Annotated in this window: 21 protein-coding genes, 3 pseudogenes and 1 riboswitch; of the genes and pseudogenes, 11 read left to right on the top strand and 13 right to left on the bottom strand. The window is 62.1% G+C overall.

Annotation, left to right across the window (positions count from 1 at the left end; genetic code table 11):
* Positions 1-39 precede the first annotated feature (39 nt).
* The 3 genes from CXR02_RS11235 to CXR02_RS22610 form a co-directional block, all read right to left on the bottom strand.
* The gene (locus CXR02_RS11235; protein ID WP_104062063.1) at positions 40-327 is read right to left on the bottom strand and encodes a hypothetical protein; all 288 of its coding nucleotides are present in this window, start codon (positions 325-327) and stop codon (positions 40-42) included.
* Positions 328-600: 273 nt separating this feature from the next.
* A complete protein-coding gene (locus CXR02_RS22615) occupies positions 601-1,035 on the bottom strand; it encodes a hypothetical protein (protein ID WP_219816417.1) in 435 nt (144 codons plus the stop codon).
* Positions 1,035-1,766, bottom strand: coding sequence for a hypothetical protein (locus tag CXR02_RS22610; protein ID WP_219816416.1), 732 nt, complete (start codon positions 1,764-1,766; stop codon positions 1,035-1,037). Before CXR02_RS22610 ends, CXR02_RS22615 begins: the two co-directional genes overlap by 1 nt.
* Here CXR02_RS22610 and CXR02_RS11225 point away from each other — a divergent pair.
* Both CXR02_RS11225 and CXR02_RS11220 read left to right on the top strand, forming a co-directional pair.
* Complete coding sequence (locus tag CXR02_RS11225; RefSeq protein WP_104062062.1) at positions 1,765-1,947, top strand: hypothetical protein; 183 nt, start codon at positions 1,765-1,767, stop codon at positions 1,945-1,947. The genes CXR02_RS22610 and CXR02_RS11225 overlap by 2 nt on opposite strands.
* Entirely contained in the window at positions 1,944-2,294 is a 351-nt protein-coding gene (locus tag CXR02_RS11220) for a hypothetical protein (protein ID WP_104062061.1), read from the top strand. Before CXR02_RS11225 ends, CXR02_RS11220 begins: the two co-directional genes overlap by 4 nt.
* Positions 2,295-2,438: 144 nt before the next feature.
* On the opposite strand, the gene CXR02_RS11215 is transcribed toward CXR02_RS11220, so the two are convergent.
* Positions 2,439-3,416 carry a hypothetical protein gene (locus CXR02_RS11215; RefSeq protein WP_146072514.1) on the bottom strand — a complete coding sequence of 326 codons (978 nt, stop codon included), beginning with the start codon at positions 3,414-3,416 and terminating at the stop codon, positions 2,439-2,441.
* A 174-nt stretch (positions 3,417-3,590) separates the two neighbouring features.
* Between CXR02_RS11215 and CXR02_RS11210 the strand changes: the two genes are divergently transcribed.
* Both CXR02_RS11210 and CXR02_RS11205 read left to right on the top strand, forming a co-directional pair.
* Positions 3,591-4,469, top strand: a complete 879-nt coding sequence (locus CXR02_RS11210; RefSeq protein WP_104062059.1) for an HIRAN domain-containing protein — start codon at positions 3,591-3,593, stop codon at positions 4,467-4,469.
* Positions 4,469-5,281, top strand: a complete 813-nt coding sequence (locus tag CXR02_RS11205) for a GIY-YIG nuclease family protein (protein WP_104062058.1) — start codon at positions 4,469-4,471, stop codon at positions 5,279-5,281. The genes CXR02_RS11210 and CXR02_RS11205 overlap by 1 nt, the downstream gene beginning before the upstream one ends.
* 33 nt (positions 5,282-5,314) lie before the next feature.
* Here CXR02_RS11205 and CXR02_RS11200 read toward each other — a convergent pair whose 3' ends face one another.
* The 6 genes and pseudogenes from CXR02_RS11200 to merA all read right to left on the bottom strand — a co-directional run bounded on the left by CXR02_RS11200 (position 5,315) and on the right by merA (position 10,925).
* Positions 5,315-6,088 (bottom strand): hypothetical protein, encoded by a 774-nt coding sequence (locus CXR02_RS11200; RefSeq protein ID WP_104062057.1) that lies wholly within the window; start codon positions 6,086-6,088, stop codon positions 5,315-5,317.
* Between the two features lie 77 nt (positions 6,089-6,165).
* The gene (locus CXR02_RS11195; protein WP_104062056.1) at positions 6,166-7,299 is read right to left on the bottom strand and encodes an ImmA/IrrE family metallo-endopeptidase; all 1,134 of its coding nucleotides are present in this window, start codon (positions 7,297-7,299) and stop codon (positions 6,166-6,168) included.
* Complete coding sequence (locus CXR02_RS11190) at positions 7,296-8,009, bottom strand: hypothetical protein (RefSeq protein ID WP_104062055.1); 714 nt, start codon at positions 8,007-8,009, stop codon at positions 7,296-7,298. Before CXR02_RS11190 ends, CXR02_RS11195 begins: the two co-directional genes overlap by 4 nt.
* Before the next feature lie 114 nt (positions 8,010-8,123).
* A pseudogene (locus tag CXR02_RS22915) lies at positions 8,124-8,371 on the bottom strand (LexA family protein); the annotation flags it as partial.
* A gap of 407 nt (positions 8,372-8,778) precedes the next feature.
* A complete protein-coding gene (gene merB / locus CXR02_RS11180; protein WP_104062054.1) occupies positions 8,779-9,444 on the bottom strand; it encodes an organomercurial lyase MerB in 666 nt (221 codons plus the stop codon).
* 35 nt (positions 9,445-9,479) lie between these two features.
* Positions 9,480-10,925: a mercury(II) reductase gene (gene merA, locus CXR02_RS11175; protein ID WP_104062053.1), complete on the bottom strand. Its 1,446-nt coding sequence runs from the start codon at positions 10,923-10,925 to the stop codon at positions 9,480-9,482.
* 173 nt (positions 10,926-11,098) lie between these two features.
* On the opposite strand from merA, the gene CXR02_RS11170 reads away from it, so the two are divergent.
* The 3 genes from CXR02_RS11170 to CXR02_RS22605 all read left to right on the top strand — a co-directional run bounded on the left by CXR02_RS11170 (position 11,099) and on the right by CXR02_RS22605 (position 13,846).
* On the top strand, positions 11,099-11,488 hold the full coding sequence (locus CXR02_RS11170) for a heavy metal-responsive transcriptional regulator (RefSeq protein WP_104062091.1): 390 nt from the start codon (positions 11,099-11,101) through the stop codon (positions 11,486-11,488).
* Positions 11,489-11,801: 313 nt separating this feature from the next.
* Positions 11,802-12,626 carry a sulfite exporter TauE/SafE family protein gene (locus CXR02_RS11165; RefSeq protein WP_104062052.1) on the top strand — a complete coding sequence of 275 codons (825 nt, stop codon included), beginning with the start codon at positions 11,802-11,804 and terminating at the stop codon, positions 12,624-12,626.
* A gap of 230 nt (positions 12,627-12,856) precedes the next feature.
* The gene (locus CXR02_RS22605) at positions 12,857-13,846 is read left to right on the top strand and encodes a hypothetical protein (protein ID WP_146072513.1); all 990 of its coding nucleotides are present in this window, start codon (positions 12,857-12,859) and stop codon (positions 13,844-13,846) included.
* Between the two features lie 115 nt (positions 13,847-13,961).
* Here the strand turns inward: CXR02_RS22605 and CXR02_RS23265 are convergent, their stop codons facing one another.
* Entirely contained in the window at positions 13,962-14,312 is a 351-nt protein-coding gene (locus CXR02_RS23265) for a heavy-metal-associated domain-containing protein (protein WP_368784600.1), read from the bottom strand.
* A 384-nt stretch (positions 14,313-14,696) separates the two neighbouring features.
* On the opposite strand from CXR02_RS23265, the gene CXR02_RS22370 reads away from it, so the two are divergent.
* Positions 14,697-15,347 carry a hypothetical protein gene (locus CXR02_RS22370; RefSeq protein ID WP_181037202.1) on the top strand — a complete coding sequence of 217 codons (651 nt, stop codon included), beginning with the start codon at positions 14,697-14,699 and terminating at the stop codon, positions 15,345-15,347.
* A 102-nt stretch (positions 15,348-15,449) separates the two neighbouring features.
* Here the strand turns inward: CXR02_RS22370 and CXR02_RS11150 are convergent.
* Positions 15,450-15,734 (bottom strand): annotated as a pseudogene (locus tag CXR02_RS11150) (transposase); the annotation flags it as partial.
* 285 nt (positions 15,735-16,019) lie between these two features.
* Complete coding sequence (locus tag CXR02_RS11145) at positions 16,020-16,769, bottom strand: NlpC/P60 family protein (RefSeq protein WP_104062049.1); 750 nt, start codon at positions 16,767-16,769, stop codon at positions 16,020-16,022.
* 3 nt (positions 16,770-16,772) lie between these two features.
* Positions 16,773-16,966: riboswitch (cyclic di-AMP (ydaO/yuaA leader) on the bottom strand.
* A gap of 135 nt (positions 16,967-17,101) precedes the next feature.
* Between CXR02_RS11145 and CXR02_RS11140 the strand changes: the two are divergent.
* The 3 genes and pseudogenes from CXR02_RS11140 to CXR02_RS11130 form a co-directional block, all read left to right on the top strand.
* Positions 17,102-17,558: pseudogene (locus CXR02_RS11140) on the top strand (HAD-IC family P-type ATPase); the annotation flags it as partial.
* A 70-nt stretch (positions 17,559-17,628) separates the two neighbouring features.
* A complete protein-coding gene (locus CXR02_RS11135) occupies positions 17,629-18,087 on the top strand; it encodes a hypothetical protein (protein ID WP_104062048.1) in 459 nt (152 codons plus the stop codon).
* Positions 18,088-18,227: 140 nt separating this feature from the next.
* Positions 18,228-18,860 carry a DUF305 domain-containing protein gene (locus CXR02_RS11130; RefSeq protein ID WP_104062047.1) on the top strand — a complete coding sequence of 211 codons (633 nt, stop codon included), beginning with the start codon at positions 18,228-18,230 and terminating at the stop codon, positions 18,858-18,860.
* The last annotated feature ends 27 nt before the right edge of the window (positions 18,861-18,887 follow it).

The raw sequence follows: 18,887 nt of genomic DNA, 5'->3' as shown, positions 1-18,887 counted from the left end.
CGGCCACCATCCATTGAGGTCGCACTCAACGGGCATGACCTAAAACCCAAGAGGAAAGGCGGTCTGCGACCAGAGGATGTAGCCGTTGATGCCGCCAAGAATGGCTGCCACAGGTCCGGTCCAAAGAAGGATCACGCCGCCGCCCGAGGCGAGACGTGACGATTGGCTAAGTTTGCCGGCCAAGAGCATCGCGGCACCGATGATGGCCACGATGGCAATGATGATGAAGGCGCCGACAAGAATGCCGCCGCCGATCTGTTTGAGCGATTCCAGGAAGGGAAAGCTCGCGTTCGGGATGATCCCCGGGTCCACCGCTGCAAAGTACATGGGTGCTCCGTCCGTCGTATTCCATAGAGTGAGCAGATGAGCTCACGGGTTCATGGAGGGGGCGGGATAGAGCGACATGACTTCACTGGCGATCATCCTCTTACAAGGAGCAAGAGCACCAGACTCGCAATGACTCCAGTCATTGTTTGAAAAGGAGGTGGGTAATTGATTGACAGATCCTATGGGACTCCCGTGGCAGAATTTAAGTGCTTCTGAACGCAGGCGTGCCGGGTTCAAGGGCCTTTTGGCCAGGTGCCAGCGACGCGCCCCTACCTAGGGTAGGGCAGACTGGTCGTCGTTGCCGAAGTTCAGCGCCTCATCTCGCAAGCCCTTCAGGACTTCGAAGTTGTTCAGCACGACGTCGGGATCGTAGGTGTAGGTCACCTGGAGTCGCGACATGCGATTGAGCACTTCTTCGTCGGTCAGTTCGGCCAACCACGCCGCGATCTGCGTAGCGCTTGGAGAGCCGTCCAATTGGCCTATCGTGTCGACTAAGTCGATCCGCATGGATGCCGCGCTGAGGCGCTGCTTGTAGCGCTCCCCTGCCGAAGTCGTCGACCCCGCCGACATAGCTCGACGCTCGTCCTCATGCCCGACGCCGATCCCGTAGCGTGTCCGAAGGGCAGGCTCGGGCGGCTCCCTACCCGTAATGAGGCGCGGCACCGCCTGCGTCCGGACCCAGCGCGATATTTCCTCGAGCTCCTGCATCAGCACCGGCCACCGGCCTGTGCCTGGCCGGTTGAGCCCGATTGTCGGGAACAGGGTGACGGGGACTTTGGTGCCCAATTGGGTCTCCGCGATGACGTCCCGACTCGCAGTGGCTCCTCAGGCCGCGGGGGAAGGTCACGTATCGAGCGAGGCAGCTGGTCTTCCCTGTACATGGCAGCGAGTCGAACCGCCGTGATCGCGGGTGTCCTGTGCTTCGCATGGTTGGTGTGGAGCACGAGCCGGGCCAGCGGGTGTAGGTGTGGATCTACATTCCGGTGGAAGGGCTGAAGGCCTTCAATCCGCCGCGCGAGCTCACCGCCCGCCCGGAGCGACGGCGGACCGTTCCGGGCGCGCTTCTTCGTCCATTCCCCGAATTTCTCGTAAGTGTCCGAGGCCGGCATCTCGACCAGCTTGGCCGCCTTTTCATCAAGAGGTGCGCCGTCCATGAATTCGGCCTCTGCATAGAGCGAGTGTTCGAGTGCTGCACGCAACGCCACTAACGCGTCGGCCACCAGCAACGGCACTTTCCGCGGAATCGGGGCGATGCGTTCCACTACGGTCTGGCTCATCATTCCCGCGGGAATTTCGCGTAGGCCGAACACGCCTCCGCTCTGGGTCTGGTAGTCAAACAGAAGCTCGCTGACCTGTCCGATCAGTTCGTCCGCGTGCGAAAGCGTGGCGGCGACCCCGAGATGACGTTCCGGGAGCCAGTCGAGCTGAGTATCGGTCATGCTGAAATCCTATGTGGAATCAATTCTCGTCGTGATCGAGTCGAACGTACGGGCAATCATCGCCGAGCGTGCCGCAATTGCTGCCTCCACGAACTTTCTCCATAAGCGCTTCACGGACTCGGAGGGCAACGGGGCAATGTTCGTCCAGCATGTCGCGTCCGGGCTGCGGCCAAGTTCGTGATCACAGAGCAAGGCTTCGGCAGCGTGTACTCCAAGCCGTACAACATCCAGTCCATCGACCCTGACAAGCCCGACACGTCCGGGGACTGGGAAATGTATGTGGGGCTGGGCATCGGCATGAACCTCTACCAGGAGGGTCATCGCCTGATGCCCGGCGTGCGCTGGATGTCATCGGCCTATAGCGCCTACTCCCAGCAGCTCCGGAAGAAACTCCACGCCGCCAATCCCTACATCTGGAACGCCTCATGCACGTGGTGCGACGCAAAGCTCAGGACCCAGAGCATCTACTCCTGGCAGGACGCCGACCAGCAATTCTTCACCGATCACACCGTGCACACCAAAGTCTAGGCCGTTGTGAATCAGCTCGATTATGAGGACATGCCTCTGTCCCACCATGCTCTGTGTCCCGCCGTCAGGGGGCGCGTTTTCGCCCCTATAGATGCGTTTCCCCCCTAAATAAAAGGTGTAAAAACTGGTCTACGATTGGGCGCCTCAGTCTGTACCGGCCGATTCGTCCTTGATACGGACGGAGGATGCCAGGAAGTTACCTACGACCCGCAGCAGCATGAGCGTCGCGAAGGAGTCGGGCGCCTGAGCCCGGTGGACAGCTTCATTACGGGCGTCATTCAGGCGTTTCAGATCCTCGAAAGTCACGTCGAACTCGAACCCGGAGGCTTTCGCGACGTCGATGTAACGCCCCAGCGACGGCCGCGCCGCGAGGCCCTTGCGTTGTGACTCCGGAATCTGTTCAATCCTCTCGTCCATAATCCGGACGAGAGCAAGCTCCAGCGCCGCAGCGGCGTCGATGACTGCGCGCCGGTAAAAACCGCGTGCGAATGCCGCATCCGCGTCACGAACAAGGAGACGCTCCAGAGGCGGCTCCTTACCGTCACGGACAGCTGCGAGGATCCATCGCCACTCAGTAGCGGTGACCGGCCGTATACGACGCGTGGTGAGTTGAAGACCGAGATCGCCTTCGTGTGGTGGGGCAATGAAAGTCAGCCCTGCCCCGACGGTTTCCGCGTCGTAGACACGATGGCCGGGGTTGAGATCCTGTCCCGTGAAGATCTCGACCCAGGAGCGCACCCGGTCAAACCAGAATTTGACGATCGATCCAAGCTGCCGGTCGGGACCCTGCCATGATCCGGTCGGAGCCTCAACAGCGGTAATGACTATCCGGCGCAATGCGGTGGCCGGCTGAAACTCCTCAAGGACATCCGCTGCATACTCAGTCGTCCACGCGACCAACTCCCCATCGAGGGAATCAGGGACCTCAACGCCATCGATCAGAGGTGGACCACCTATGGGGGCCCGGTCCTGCGGCATCACCACGTCAAAATGAACCCTGCCATAACCGGACGGGTAGGTCCCGCCCAGAGCTGCGCAGGACACCCACATCGGAACAGGCAACTCGTAGATCGCCGTCACGACCTCGGAAGCGGGTGGTTCTGCCACATTCATCTCGTTCACGATTCCAAACTACTTGGTCGCAAAGGTCGTGGCTCCCGCCTACGCCAGTGCCCTGGCGACGTCGTAGCCGGCGGACTTTTGCAGGTTGTTCCGTGCTCTTGCCCTGGCATCTGTGGGTGACCCCGGTAGAGTCAGCCCCGCGGCACCTTTGCTGTGACCATTTAGGGGGAAGCTATGGGGATCGGCAGTTGGCTGCGGCAGGCAATCGGCGGTAGTCCAGCCTCGGTGGCTGAGCAGAAGGATCCGCTCGAGCAGGAACCAGACCAGCCACCCTTTACAGTTCGCATCTCCATGCACCTCAACGCCTGTCTGGAGGTTGCCGGCACCACCACTTTCGCCAAGGATGCCGTTACCGCCCTCGCGAACCGCAAAGGCCTCGGTAAGCGCGGCTATTACGAGGGCCAGGCACAGCTTCAGCGCGAGCCGGAGAACCCCGTAGATCCGCAGGCTGTGGCTGTGCTCGTGGATGGTGAGAAGGTCGGCTGCCTCCCGTCTTATGCCGCCAAAGAGCTCGCGTTGCCGGTAAGTGCCAGTGAACCAGCGCGCTACCAGCTGCACGTCCTGCGGGATCAAAAACTGCTGGCCAAGGCTTACGTCTGGCTGGGCGACGGCGAGCCGGCATGGCAGTTCACAGCGCAGAACCCGCCGGCGCTCACGTCCAGGGAACGGATCAACAGTTCCCACGCGGAGAAGTCCTCGATGGTCAGGGAAGCGCTGCAGGGCGGTGGCGAACGGGCTCAGCAGTTCAAGCGCGGCATGGTCGACGGCGTCCACTACCTGGAGCTCGTGGAGCCTATCAAGCAGCTCAAACGCGAAGGCCGGCATGAGGAAGCCCTGGCCCTTTGCTACAAAACCATTGAGGCCGCCGAAGGGGATGCGAAGGGTGACATGCCAGCACCTTGGTACACAGAGCAGGCCGCCATCGTCCACCGCAAGCTCGGCCAGAGGGCAGAGGAGATTGCCGTGCTGAAACGATGGCTGGCCCGCTGCCCCAAGGCCCACCGTGCCAGCAGCAGCATGGCCGAACGCCTCGGTAAGCTCGAGGCGAAGTGATGCCCGGCGGTTCACATGGGCCAGCCGACATCGAGTCCAGTCCCTGGAGCGAGGCCATCGTGCCCCTGACACGCCGGACGCCACCGCGTAAACACTTCGGGGAGACCCTGCGTGCCAGTAAGTACAGCCACCGGCTGACCAGGGACGAATACGCATTGGTGAACAAGAGGAGCTCGACCGGACCGCCGCGGGAGTATTGCACCGACGCCGAGTGGGAGACCGACGCGTGGGCTTTCGAAGACGAGGACCATGCTCGCCTCACGGATGAATACTGCGCGATGCATCGCGAAGCCGCACTGGAGAACTTCGACCTGAACATGGCCTTCTTCAGGCAGCTCTCTGGAAAGGACTTCCTGGAGGCGATGGCCGGGGTGCTCGCCAAGCACAAGAATCTGCGGCCCCTCACCGATCTGGCCGCGTTCGACGGCGTGGAGGGGATCTATGTCATGGTGCTCAACCGGTACAAGCAGGCCTACATCGGCCAGGCGCGGGACATCCGGGCGCGGATCAAGCGGCACTGGAGCGGGACCAAGCAGTTCGACCGCCTAATCTTCGGGACTAAGGGATCTTCAGTCCTGTCCATCGATTCATTCCGGGCCCTGGACACCACACGCATCTTCGCGGCCAAGACGACCCGGGGACTTGACCTTGAGGAGCGTATGGTCAAAGCCTTTCCTCCAGAATTTCTTCTCAACCGCGTCCCCGGCGGCGACAGGATGATGGGTGCACTGTTCCTGCCTTGGGAGATCAAACGGCGCCAACTGCTGCCAGTGGACTCCGAAGCGGACCCCTCAGAGCTAACCAGTACGTGAGCGGTCGGTCGATGCCGCTGGATGACTGCAGGGCTAGTTAAAAGCCATCCTCCACGGGGATCCACCCGTCCAACCGATGCCTTCCAGAAAGACGTCCTCAGCCACTTCTATGTCATCCTCCAGCGGAGGTTCGTTCGGGCTGGCGCCGGCAAAGAGGTAGTCCGTCCAGTTGCGATCCTTCTGGGACCATTTGGACAGCAAACCGGGATACCAATAGACCCAAAGGCAGTCGAGAGCTACCCGCTCGCTCAGGGCGGGCAGCAGATGACCGATGACTGGACCTCCGCTGATAAGCTCCAACGCCAGCCCATCCATGGGATGAATGATCATGAAGACATTCTTGGACGTGGCGGAGGACCCGACCTTGTGCTGAAGAGCATCCGCTGCCTCCATAATCTTCTTCGAGGCCAATTTAAGAATCTCGACGGCGTTCTGGATTTCGATTTGGTAGGTATCGCCCAATCGCATGTTGTATTCATGCTTGCGCCATTTTCCAGGGAGCGACTTGACTTCCACAGCTGCCCGTACCGAGTCGCCGAACGGCCAGGCCCCCTGGGTGCCGGAGCGCTCGAACACGAGATCTACTCCGCCATCTTCATCCACCGCCACTGGCAGGGAGTGTAGGGCCGTTAGCAGGATCGCCGCTATGTGTTCCCCGGATCGCACTTTCAGCTTCTCAGCGCCCTGCATATGAGCCAACTGGCGGGCGGAATGGACCATGGCCGCGGCAGACGTGGCCACCACATTGAGCCCTTCAGGCCCTTGTTCGGGGCGAGCTTCTCCCCAAATGCCGGTCTCGTAGCGCACTGATCACGTCTTTCTGATCACCCAGTGATGACCAATCTCATTGGCCCACAAAACCGTGTAGGGGCAGGGGTTTCCTGTCAGCGAACCAGCGTAAGCCGGGGCCGCTCATCGACGAACCCCAGCACTTGTCGAACACGCTCCGGAGCCCATCTAAGTTCATTTGCCAGGTCTGCTATGGAAAACCCAAATTTGTCAGCAACTTTCATGGCTTCTGTCAGCAGCATCGGGACTTCTCCCGGGTAGTCTGCCACAGAAGCCTCCTGACGATTGCCGGACCTAAGCTTTTGGTAGGCACGTCGAACTGAAACGTCTGAGGCACCCTTGAGTTCCTGCATGCGAAATACGAGTGCTTCCGGCGACACGCCCCACTTCTGGCTGATCTGGCCAAGCCTTGGAAGGTTCATAGTAGCGGGGAGAACCGGCTCTATTTCAGACCGGGGCATAAGAAACTCGGCAGCAAAGGCGTCAGCTTCGCGTTCCTGTCGCGGGTCCCCCACAGCGAGTTCGCGATGCAGGATGAGGTGGCCGAGTTCGTGGGCACATGTAAACCTATGCCGGTAGACAGAACGAGCCCTTTCCGGGGTCACAACTACGATCGGGCGGTTGAGGGCTGTCGTAGAGAACGCGTCCACACGCGCGGTTTCGTCCTGCTCACCACGAAGGGCCAGGAGTGAAACGACGATGCCATTTCGCTCCATGAGCTCCACCAGATTGGGAACCGGGCCGTTTGGCATCTCCCAGTAGGATCTGAGGGCTCTGGCTGCTTCTACGGGGGACATGCTGCTATCCGCTTCATTGAACGGGACATTCACATCCGGGAAGGCAACCCGCTTTTCAAGCGCGAAAGTTACCTCCCACACCTGTTCGACGAAGGAAGTGGCCTTGAGCCTCTCCGACGCGCGCGTTGAACGAAGGCTGCGAAAGTGGGCTTGAGAAACGTCCAGCTTTCCAATCGGCCGGCCCATCGCGAAGAACGCAACGGGTTGTCCCAGTTCCCTGGCCAGCAGGCCGAGTATTTCGGGACGTGGTGATACACCGGCCTCATATTGGCCTATTGCTGCTCCCGAGACACCGACTGCGTCCCCGAGCGCTTGCTTGGTAATTCCCGCCAGCCGTCGCGCCTGCGTCAGCCTGGCCGGGTCAAAGGAATCTCTGACAGCCTGAGTCGACATAAGTTCTTCGGTTGAAAACAGAGTGAGCTGCTTGGTCATGATCCGGATGCTTCCTTAGGCATCAAGTTGAAATCACGGCGGGGCTGGGAGTCGAAGCCCTTCGGCTCCGCCTTTGCTGGTGCATCCGCTGAATCCGCATGGAACAGCTCCTGGGTGTTCTGCAAGATAAGTGTGCCGTCCTCGCCCAACTGCGCGTCGGCCCACACCGCATGATGCAGTGCATTGTGGTTGCTGGCATACGCAATGACTACTACCCGGTGATGCTTAAGCGATTCAGAATCGTCCAACTCCTGCAGCGCGTCAACAAGTTCGATTTCCTCGCGGGTCAGGGAGGCGCGGGCACCGTCCCCGAGGTCAAGCATGCCCTGTGACGGCCCCCACGGCATTGAGAAATTGCCAATCCGAGCATCCGAAGTTCCATACTTCTGTTGCTGCAGCTCTGCCGTCGCCAACCTGGAGTACCGCCATGGAACGAGAGCTGTGCCGTTCACTACGAGAACCTTGGGCTTGCCCCGGCCTGGGCGCTTGAATTCAACTCCCTCAAGTCCTGCCAACGCCTCTTCGAGCCTCTCCTGCACGGTGTAGCTCACCTGACCGTAGGACCGCTTATGCTTCGACCGGACCAAAGCCTGCCCATCAGCATGCTCATTGTGGCAGTCCGTGAGAGTGGTCAAGATAATCTCAGGAAGGCTTTTTCCGTGGGCACTAAAGCGACGAAACGACCATTCAACGTCGACCTCGTTTTTCAAAGCAACCTCCTATAGTTTTCTACCTGAAACCTACAGGGCCACTTTAGAAAAGTCCAAGAAGGTAACACTTTGAGCGTGTCGCCTACCTCAATATCGGGACAGCCACATAGCGGCAGGTGTGAGTGATCTGTCCACGACCAGCTCGTCGCCGTCGTATATGCCGGCGCCGTCCATCGAGCGCCCGGAGACCCTGACCAGGAACGTGCTGGTGATTGATGAGGTGTTTGTTCAGGTCGATTCTGCCTTGAAAATAGTCCCTGAGCAGGGCTCGGAAAGCCAGCCGGCACAGCAACGGCACAGTACAGGGGCCCCGACAGGTCCGACACGAACACGTCGAGAGCGGCGACAACGACAGCACTCATCGGTCCACTATCTCCTGGGGATTATCGAACCTATGTTCTTCACAGGCCTGTCCACATGTGAACATGTCTTCGATTAAAAAGTATACGACTGTCGCTGGCTCCCCGCCCGGCCCTAAGCCGGTGGGCAATGAATTTGTGAGGATAGAACTGCTCCACATCGACGAGTGCCCTAACGCCGCCTCAGCGTCATTTTTCGAAGTCGTCTGCACTGCCTGTCCTCGCGGCAGCACGCCAGCAATTGCGCAGAGACCTGTTCGCTGTGGGGCCGTGGATCCGGCCGTCATCTGTTGTGCCGGCCCGGGTCGGGTGCTGTTCCTCAAGCTCTGGTGGTTTCGGGCCGGGGGCATCTCCGTGCCGACATCCGGGCACCTGAGGTGTCCAGTCCGGGGCAGAGGCCGGTCGGGTCCTCAGCAGGCGCATCCGTGTGCGCCCTTTTCGGGCGCGGCAGGCTGTGCGGGCAGGATTTCATCGAGCAGGGACCCGGCCATGGCCGTGCCGATCCGGTGGGCTTCGGCGACGGGAACGACGGAGCCGTCCGGGTGGGCGGCGAGCCAGGGTTGTGCGGCCTCGTCGGAGGCGAAGAAGTGGACCTGGTTGCAGAACGCTGACCGGATCGAGCTCATGTCCTCGGGGTTGATCAGGGAGACCACGGCCGTGTTCGGCTCGACGTCGGTCACGCCGGACGCGCCGACGCTGAGGCGTATCGGGACTCCGGTGGCGTGGCAGCTTGATTCGATCCGTGCGGTTGTGCCGAGCAGGGCCGGGAAGATCAGCGTGTCCAGGGCGCACCAGGTGTAAAGCTGGTCGCCGGCGAGTTCCAGGCGGTGCGGGGTGGGGCGCTGGGTCAGGCCCTGTCCGATGATGCGTCCGTCCCCGTCGTACTCGGTGTCCGGCACTGCGGCCAGCGCGGCGTGGATCTCCGGCACGGTGTGCCCGGTGACGGCGGCCAGGCGCTCGATCTCCACGGGATCACCCTGTGCCAGCAGGTGCAGCAGTGGCAGCCAGAGTGCGGGTGCGATGTCGGTGGCCGGTGAGGCCAGGCGGTCGGTGAGTTTGATGAAATCATCGGTCATGGCGGGTGTTCGTTCCGTGATGATAGGGATAGTGGTCAGGAGGCGCAGCAGGAGAGCTTGGAGACATCCGTGGTGTATGACTGGGCCGCGATCTTGATGCCTTCGGCCATGGTCAGGTACGGGCTCCGCAGGTTAGCGACCTGGTCCACGGTCATCCCGGTCTCCAGGATGTAGACCCCGGCGGCGGCCAGGTCCCCGGCGTCCTTTGCGACGGCGGTGATCCCGACGATGCGCCCGGTGGCGGTGTCGGCAACGATTTTGATAAAGCCGCGGGTGTCCCTGTTCACGAGGGCCCGGGGAACGTACTCCAGGGGCAGGACCCGGCATTCACACCGGATACCTGCTTCGTTCGCTTCCCGGTCGGTCATGCCCACCGCGGCCAGGGCCGGGCTGGTGAAGGTGACCCGGGGCAGATGCCGGTAGTCCATGTCACGGCCGGCATGGTTGAACGCGTTCTCCACCATCAGGGTTCCGTGCGCGGCGGCGACGTATACGAACTCACGGTGGCCGGTCACGTCCCCGGCGGCCCAGATCCTGGGGTTGGTGCTGCTAAGCGTGGCCTGAACCATAATCTCGCCGCGGTCCCCGGTCCGGACACCGACGGCGTCCAGGTTCAGTGCCTGGGTGACCGGGCGCCGCCCAGTCGCGATGAGCACCCGGGCGGCCCGGAATTCCTCCTGACCTCCGGACACGGCAGCGGTCGCGACCACGTCCCCGCTGGCCGGATCGGTGCGGACGGAGGACACGGTTGCCCGGCGGACGACCCGGATTCCCTCATCCGCGAAAACGCCCATCAGGGCGTGGGCGGCTTCGGGTTCCTCGGCCGAGGCCAGCCTGGAACGGACCAGCATGGTCACTTTTGTTCCCAGCCGGGCGAAAAGCTGGGCCTGTTCCAGCGCCACGTACCCGCCGCCGAGAATCAGCATGGAGGGGGGCACCTCGTCCAGTTCCATGGCAGTGGTGGAGGTCAGGTATTCCACGTCCGCCAACCCCTGGACCGGCGGGATCCAGGGGGCTGAGCCGGTGGCTACCAGATAGTGTTCGGCACTCACCCGCGTGCCGGCACCATCGTGTCCGGTGATCTCCAGGACAGGTTCGGACGGGGTGCCGGCGAACACGGCCGTGCCGTGCCGGACTTCCCAGCCGTAGTCGGCGGCAAGACCCACGTACTTTTCCGCCCGCATGTTCTCGACCAGGGACTGCTTGGCCTCGATTAGTTCGGCCATCTCCACCGGTGCGGCGGAGGTGCTGATGCCTGCGAAACGCCCGGACGCGTCAGAGGCCACGTGTCGGGCCTCCGCTGCGGCCAGCAGAGTCTTGGACGGAATGCAGCCCGTGTTCACACACGTCCCGCCCACGGTGCCGCGTTCGACCATCAACACCCGCTTGCCCAGGTTCGTTCCCCGTATCGCCGCGGCGAACGCCCCACTTCCGGAGCCGATGATGGCCAGATCATAATCAAAAACCGTTGCCCCGGTCATGAAACCTCCAGTTGTCCTGACGCCGGCAGCCCGCGCGATGCCCGGGACTGTCCCCGGCTACTTTTCGTCCCCACCCTCAGCCGAGGGCAGATGCCTGACTCTCATTCTCAACCTTCCCCTACACTGGAATGTCAAGGCAGGCAGGTTCGCGGGTCCACGGACAAAGGTTCATGATGCGTATAGGTGAGGCAGCGGCAGCGTCCGGCATGACGACGAAGACTCTGCGTTTCTATGAAGAAAGCGGGCTGCTGCCTGCGGCAAAGCGCTCCAGCAACAGATACCGGGACTACGACCATGCATCCGTGACAAGGCTTGAATTCATCCGCCGCGGGCGCACAGCAGGGCTGGCCTTGGCGCAGATACGGGAGATTCTGGCCATCCGCGAAACCGGAGAGGCTCCGTGCGCCCACGTCCACGACATGCTCGCCGGGCAACTGGCCTACCTTGATAACCAGATCGCCGAGCTGATGGCGCTCCGTTCCGCCGTCGCCGGACTCCACGCCACCGTCGCAGCCGGGACCCCCGCAGGCTGCGATCCCGAGCGAATCTGCAGCTACCTCTGAGAATCACCTCCGCCGCATCTCAATCGACCTTCAGTAGTTCGGCCAGTCATGGGCAGAAGATTTCCCACCGTGAGGTTTTGGGGCCATCACCGGCGCCGGTGGCAGGGCCGCCCCCGGCGCGGTGTGGGCGGCTGCTGCCAGGCCAAGGACCGCTGCGGCGATCACCAGAGTGCGCAGAAACCGAAGGGGCGCGCCGGAGGGCGGGCGTGTGCGGTCAGTCGCCGGCTTGCCCGTTAAACGGCAGTTGCCGGAGTAGCAGTCATCTATCATCGGCCCGTCATGCCCCTAGGCGTGATGCTGATAATTTTCAGGTATGAAAAGCCCCGTTCTGCCGCTGTTGTCGACACAACCGGCACGCCAGCAATCCCTGGCTCTGGTCTTCCTTGCCGGCGCCATCATCGGTGTCCTGGGCGGCATGATCGGTCTGGGCGGTGCCGAGTTCCGGCTGCCCCTGCTCATCGGGGTCTTCGGCTTCGCCGCACTGCAAGCCATCATCATGAACAAGGCCATGAGCCTTATTGTGGTCATCACGGCCCTGCCGGCCCGCCTCGTCGGAGTTCCCCTCGGAGAGCTCTCGCCCTACTGGCTCATCGTCCTGAACCTCCTGGCAGGGAGCCTCATCGGCGCCTGGATCGGGGCGCACTGGGCTACCCGGCTCAAGTCAAAAACGCTTTACCGCGTCATCGCCGTGCTGCTCGTTCTCATCGCGGTGCTGCTGTTCGTCACCCACTTCTTTGCGGTTGAGCCCCTCAACGTTCCCGCTGGCCCACGGACCGTGCTCGGAATCGCGGCCGGCGTCATCATCGGCGTCGTGGCCGCCCTGATGGGAGTCGCCGGCGGGGAGCTGCTCATCCCCACGATCGTCCTGCTCTACGGCACCGACATCAAGATCGCCGGAAGCCTCTCCCTGGCCGTCTCACTTCCCACCATGCTTGTGGCATTCGCCCGCTTCAGCAGAGACAAGGGCTTCTCCGTGCTGGGACAAAACAAGCCCTTTCTCGTCGCCATGACGCTGGGCTCCATCACGGGCACCGTGATCGGCGGACTCCTGCTGGGCGTTGTTCCCAGCCTGGTCCTCATTCCCCTGCTCGTCCTGCTCCTGCTTCTGTCCTCCATCAAAGTCTGGAACCACGACTGACACTCGTTTCCGTCATCGAAAGTCCTGTATGCGAACCTGCCGACCGGGGCCAAGAATACCCGTCCTGCCGGGGCCAACCAGGGTTGACATAGTCAGGGCCGGTCGACTTGACGGTGGAGGTCCTCGATGCGAGGCCGGAGGTCATCGCGTCAGGATGGGAAGACATCCACGAGGTGTCCCTGATGCTCCCCGGGGGACGGACCTTCTTCAGTGAGCCCACAGGCTGGGAGATGAAAGACATCGGCATCATCACGGGCAATGCAAGGGGCAGCTACCGTGCCCGGCTTCACGCCACCGGCCGGGACACAGCCTTTGACATGGTCGTGGAATCGCCCGTCGAGCGGCACCTGGTCCAGTTCTGGAAGGAACCGCCTTCACCGGTGTCCGTCCTGTCCTCCGAATCAGAGCGAGGCAAAAGCCTGCCCGGTTTCATCAAAATGTGGCAGGGCCAGGGACCGCCCACCGCCACGGCCCACGCAGGACCACAACTGATAACCCAAGATTCCCCGCCCCCAGCGGACATTATCAGCGCTGAGGCTGGTGAACGAGCCCTTCATGCCTTCAAAAGCACTTCTCGGCGATCACCTACTAGCACCAGCCGATCCCGGCCGGCGGCCCGTTCTTTGTCTCCATCATCAATTAACGTAGGCGCGGCCCGGATGACGGTGACCACAGACAGAATAGACATCAGCTATAGCCTTTACTCGCTGATCGATGACAACATTCCTGCGATTCCCTCCCCGCAGCAGCTGAAAGACTGCAACGGTCTCGTGTGCCCGCTGGATGCCGGGGCGATCGTCCTCACCGGCACCGACACCGGTTTCGCCACCGTCGGCGTGTCATTGCTGGACTCCGAACCCGAGTTCGCCCTCGATGGTTGGGAGGAGGCCGTCGATGTCTCGATTCACGCCCCTAAAGGGCAGCTGGCCGTGGGCGGGTTCAACGACACCCCATCCCTGCCAGAACTCAGTACCGCCGGCCCCGGCTGGTACAGGGTCCGCTGTATGGCACGCGGACGACTGTCCGAATTCAACACTATTTCCCCGGAGTCGACGGAGGAGCACCTGCTTCTGGTGTGGCCCGCACCGCCCAGCCCCGAAAAGGTTCACCACGTAGCCCTTCGGCCTGGTGATTCCACCTACGAATACCGGGGCGGCAGACCACTGAGCGAACCAGATCGCGGCGCAAAAAGGATGTTCGACGGACCGAACGGAAGATAGACCAGGAGACCGGGCTGAGGGACTGCGGTGTTTCCTAAAAGCCCGTTGGGCATTTGCCATCTTTTCATCGCTTGTCCTTCCACCGCCTCTTATGGGATGAGAGTACGTTATCCGGCTATCTACCAGGCCTCGCTAAAACCCGGGAACGACCGCCGGACACGAGATCCACAAAGGCGGACTCGACACCCTCAACGGCCGATACAGCCCTTTTAACGGTCTGGACGCAATGCCCGCACGTCAGCCCTTCAACAGCAAACTCGACTGTGCTGCCACTGGATACCACTGCCGGTGCCGAAGAAGCTCCGTTTGAGCAGCAGCTGCACCCGGCAGCGGAAGAAACAAGGGGAAGCCCGGCTCTATCTTTTTGAGGAAGAATCGAGGGTGTGCTGGGGGTGAACGGCCGTGCAAGCGGGTACGGCCACACCAGCCCGGACTTCCATGTCACTGACAACCCAAGAAAACGCATCCTAGACCCCGGCCGGGCATAAAGAGCAAGTGCGCGCATCCCGTGCCACGGCGGACACGTCGTTACCGGAATGTGACAAACATTGCTGGTCTGAAGTACGGTCTAAGTCGTGCCGGTTTCTCCTTGAGGCGGCACTCCCGAACAGATTGCCTAACTCTGCCGCTGCCCGGGATCCGTTCGCTTTTCGTCCGGCAGAGACGGGGAACCCATTATTGGCCTGCTTCTGGCAGGTCTTAGAGTGTCCGGCCGAGCCCCACTTCCAAGGAAATGAGACATGACGCTCAATTCTGCCCTGCTGAGCAGCACGCGCAGCGCCACGCCGCACCAACCTCCGGTATCGGCGCCACGGCTGCCTGCTGCCCGAAAACGAAAGACTCACCAGACATGACCGTTCAGAACGACCTCAGCCGCGAAGACGTTGCCTCCTATGAGGCAGAGCTCGCGAAACGGACTCCCTCGCTCTACTCGCGCTATATCGGCGCGATGCTCTACTTCATGGGCGCGGCCCTTATCGCCGGCGCCGTCGTGCACTATCCGGTCAACCCGGGCCTGTACACGATCATCTGCGTCGTCGGTGCGTTCGTGTTCCTCCTCGGCACCATCGTCAACGAGTTCGTGCTCGTCGATGAGCGCCCGCGGCTGAGCCGGGCCATCTCGCTCGTAGCGTTCTCGCTCCTGCTCTCCTTCGGCGTCGGCCTGGTCGGCGGCGGCATCCAGCACTTCGAACAGTTCCCCGAGCGCAGCGCCTGGATGACTCCGATCGGCCTGCTGATGTCGTATGTCGCGTTCATCGCCAAGGACGCCAAGGGCGGCCTGCGCCACCTGGTCAGCCCGTTTGCCGCAGGTGTCGTGTTGGTCGCCGCGCTGACGTGGTTCGGCATGTCCGCCCTCGCAACCACCGTCGACTCCGAGAGTCACAGCCACGACTCCACGCCGGCACCGTCGCAGGCACCCGCGGAAGACCCCACCCTCGCCAAGCCGACGGACGCCCCCGCAGCGCCCGCACCCGACACCCACACGTCGCACAGCCACTAACCCGAAGCCCGGCATGCTCAACCGCACATCGTGCGCTCCTATTCCGGGTAGGGGTCTGTCCCGGCAATGTGGGATGGGGCCGGTTCCGCCGGTGGCGTAAAGGGAGTTGAGTTGGCGGTAGAGGATTCGGGCGATGTAGCGCTTGAGGGATCTGCGGATTTCGCGGTAGCTACGGCCTTCTTGGTTGCGTTTGGCGACGTAGTCCCTTGTTCCGGGGTCATGAGTCATCCGGGTCATGGTGATGGTGTGCAAGGCTCGGTTGAGGCGCCTATCACCACCCCGGTTGAGCCTGTGCCGAACAGTGTTACCGCTTGAGGCTGGCAAGGGATTCACCCCTGCCAGTGAGGCGAAGGCAGCTTCGCTACGAACCCTTCCTGGATGCGACCAATGGATCGACCCGGAGTGAGGTCCTTTCGACTTCGCATTCATCCACTCGAAGTCAAAATCCCACACAAGTAACGTGCCATGTGGAAGGTCCGTCGGTTTCCCCCAAAGTATCGGCGGACCTTCTTTACGTCCCACTCCCCGGACCCCTGACAACTAGGGGCAGAGCCTTCATCCCACACCTCTTCAAATTTGTAGAGGCGTGGTGCAAGGTTCGGCGGGGGCACGCTAAAGGCCGGTGATTCAATGCCCCCAAGGCATGGAATCACCGGCCTTCAGTGGTCTGACTTAGCCTGCACGGACGAAGGTGACAGCACCCTTCGCTGTCATCCACGTCAGAGGGTGGACTGCTGTTTCGTTTTTGCCGTTCAGGCCGGAGCTAAGCACCTGGCCGTTGCCAACGTAGATACCGACGTGTCCAGGCTGCATCACCATGTCACCGGGCTGGGGATCGGTAACGACAGTGCCGTAGTTCATGAATTGCATCGGACCGAGGTCCCCAACGGGGATGCCGGCAGCATTGAGGGCGTTTTCCACCAGTCGTGTGCAGTCCTGGATCATGCCGATCTGGGCGTAGGCGGAGGAGACCATCGTGGCATTGACTCCACCTGCTGCCGGAGCGGCTGCGGGGGCAGCTGCCGGGGCGACGGTGATCTGGGCCTTGGCCGGCGCTGCAGCCACAGTTGCCTTAGGGGTCTCAACGGCAACAGGCTTGGGTGCTTCCACTACAGGCGCCGGTGTCGTAACAACGGCAGGACGCTCGTAGGAGATCTGGACTGTGGCGTCTGCGCTGAGCGGAGCCTGTACCTGACCCACGAGCTCCATGGTCGAGGTCGGCTCCGCATCACGCTGGGCCGGGGTGTCTGCTGCCTGGGCGGCAACGCCACTGGTCAAAACGAGGCCCGAGGCTGCTGCGATGACGGCCGCCTGGCGACCCACACCGCCGGCGTTATCAGCAACGGATTTGGACAGCACTGCAAGGGCGCTGGTCTGGACGGGGACCGCGCGGCGGCGGCCGTGAGCTTTGCGAATGGACATGAAAGGACCTCTCCCACTGCCTGCGAGGTTAGCTGTCGGATTCGGATGGGAGACACCCGGCCGTGGTAGTGCACGGATGCACCAGGCACGGCTTCACCCCAAGGCCTGCCGGAAGCGGGCCGTCGTTGGGTTCCCCGTCTCTGCCAGACGAATTTTGCGAACGGATCCCGGGCGGCGGCAGAGTTAGGCAATCTGCTCGGGAGTGCCGCATTCGGAGAAACCGGCACGCTGTCGACCGTACTTGATACGCCAAGGATTGTCACATTTGCATAACGGGGGCTAGTAAGTAACCTGCCTTTCTCTTGCTTGATATACCCCCTGGGGTATGCCGCCTGCACATCGACGAAGTTTTCGCCGAAGTGCTCCCGGCGGACAAGGACAAGAAAGTAGCCGAACTCCAAGCCCGCGGCATGAAGGTGGCCATGGTCGGCGACGGCGTCAACGACTCCCCGGCCCCTGGCCAGGGCAGAAGTGGGCATCGCCATCGGAGCAGGCACTGACGTTGCCATGGAATCCGCCGGAGTTGTCCTGGCCGGGAACGATCCACGGGCTGTGCTCTCGATGGTGGATCTGTCCCGGGCCAGCTACGGCAAAATGTGGCAGAACCTCATCTGGGCCACCGGTTACAACATCCTCGCCATCCCGCTGGCCGCCGGTGTCCTGGCGTTCGCCGGAGTGGCGCTCTCCCCCGCAGCAGCCGCCGTCCTGATGTCCGTGTCCACCATCGTGGTCGCCTTGAACGCCCAACTGCTGCGGCGGATGAAACTCAATCCGTCCCAGGCACGTTGATCAAAGCGGCAGGGTAAACCCCGACCGGTACCCTTGAATCAAGAAGTCCCGCACGGAAGGAGGAAATGTCGTGTCTGCACCCCGACCCGGCCTACTCACCACCCTCCTCCTCCGGGCAGGGCTCCTCACGGCGACACTGGCCATCCTGGCCGGGATCTTTGGCATGCACATCATGACCGGGGCCCACAGCATGCCCGCTGACGCAGCAGAGACAGGGACGGCAATGGCTGCGCAGATGCACAGCTCCCCCGCCCACCACCCCGGACATGGGCCAGCCAATTTCTCTTCGGAGGAAACAGCTGTTGTGGCCGGAGCCTCCCAGTGTGCCGATCCTCACACGTGCCCCGCCATGTCATCGATGGACGCAGTCTGCGTCCTGTCTCCCGGAAACACTCCTCTGTCCGCACCGCCGCCGGGCACGGCCCCTTTCCCGGCCTGTGACCTCGTCGATGCGGCCGCGGCCAGCACCGGCTATTCATACCTGCCGGGCAGCCCCTCACCCTGCGAACTCTGCATCAGCCGGACGTAAAGCTTCCCCTTGCGCTGTGTACTGCCCGGCGCATCGACCAGCCACTCAGGCGTGCCGCCGGGCCGGCCATTTCCGCCACCGTCCGCCCACGCCCTCAGCAACCGCGCAAGACGCCGATTCAATTTTGAGGACTGATTTTCATGAAAAAAACCCTGACCATTTCCGCTGCCGTCATCGCCGCAGCCATCGCCCTGACCGGATGCTCCTCCCCCGATGCGAGCCCCGGCAGTTCTGACGGGGGCAGCATGCCCGGCATGAACCACGGCAGTTCCGGGATGTCATCCAGCTCGGCTCCCGCAGCTTCCGCGGAGTTCAACGACGCTGACACGATGTTCGCGCAGATGATGATCCCGCACCACGCCCAAGCCGTGGAAATGAGTGACATCATGCTCAAGAAGGAAGGCATCCCGGCTGAAGTGACTGACCTGGCCACCAAGATCAAAGCAGCCCAGGGACCCGAGATCGAGAAGATGACCGGATGGCTCCAAAGCTGGGGCCAACCGACCGAGGCGCCCACTGGCATGGCCCCCGGCCACAGCATGTCCGGCATGATGGGCGAAGATGATATGAGCAAGCTCGAGGCCGCACAGGGCACCGAGGCAGCCCGACTGTTCCTGACCCAGATGATCGCCCACCACGAGGGCGCGGTCGCGATGGCCAAGACCGAAACAACCGACGGCAAAAACACTGACGCGATCCAGCTCAGCAAGGACATTGTGACCTCACAGGAAGCCGAAATCCAGGAAATGAAGGACCTGCTGGCCACTCTCTAGCCAGTTACCAGGCGCCGGCCCTGAACT

This window comes from Arthrobacter sp. 4R501, from assembly GCF_002929755.1.
Taxonomy (GTDB): domain Bacteria; phylum Actinomycetota; class Actinomycetes; order Actinomycetales; family Micrococcaceae; genus Arthrobacter.
The sequence above is the reverse complement of the archived record's forward strand: the minus strand, read 5'-3'. Positions and strand labels throughout refer to the sequence as shown.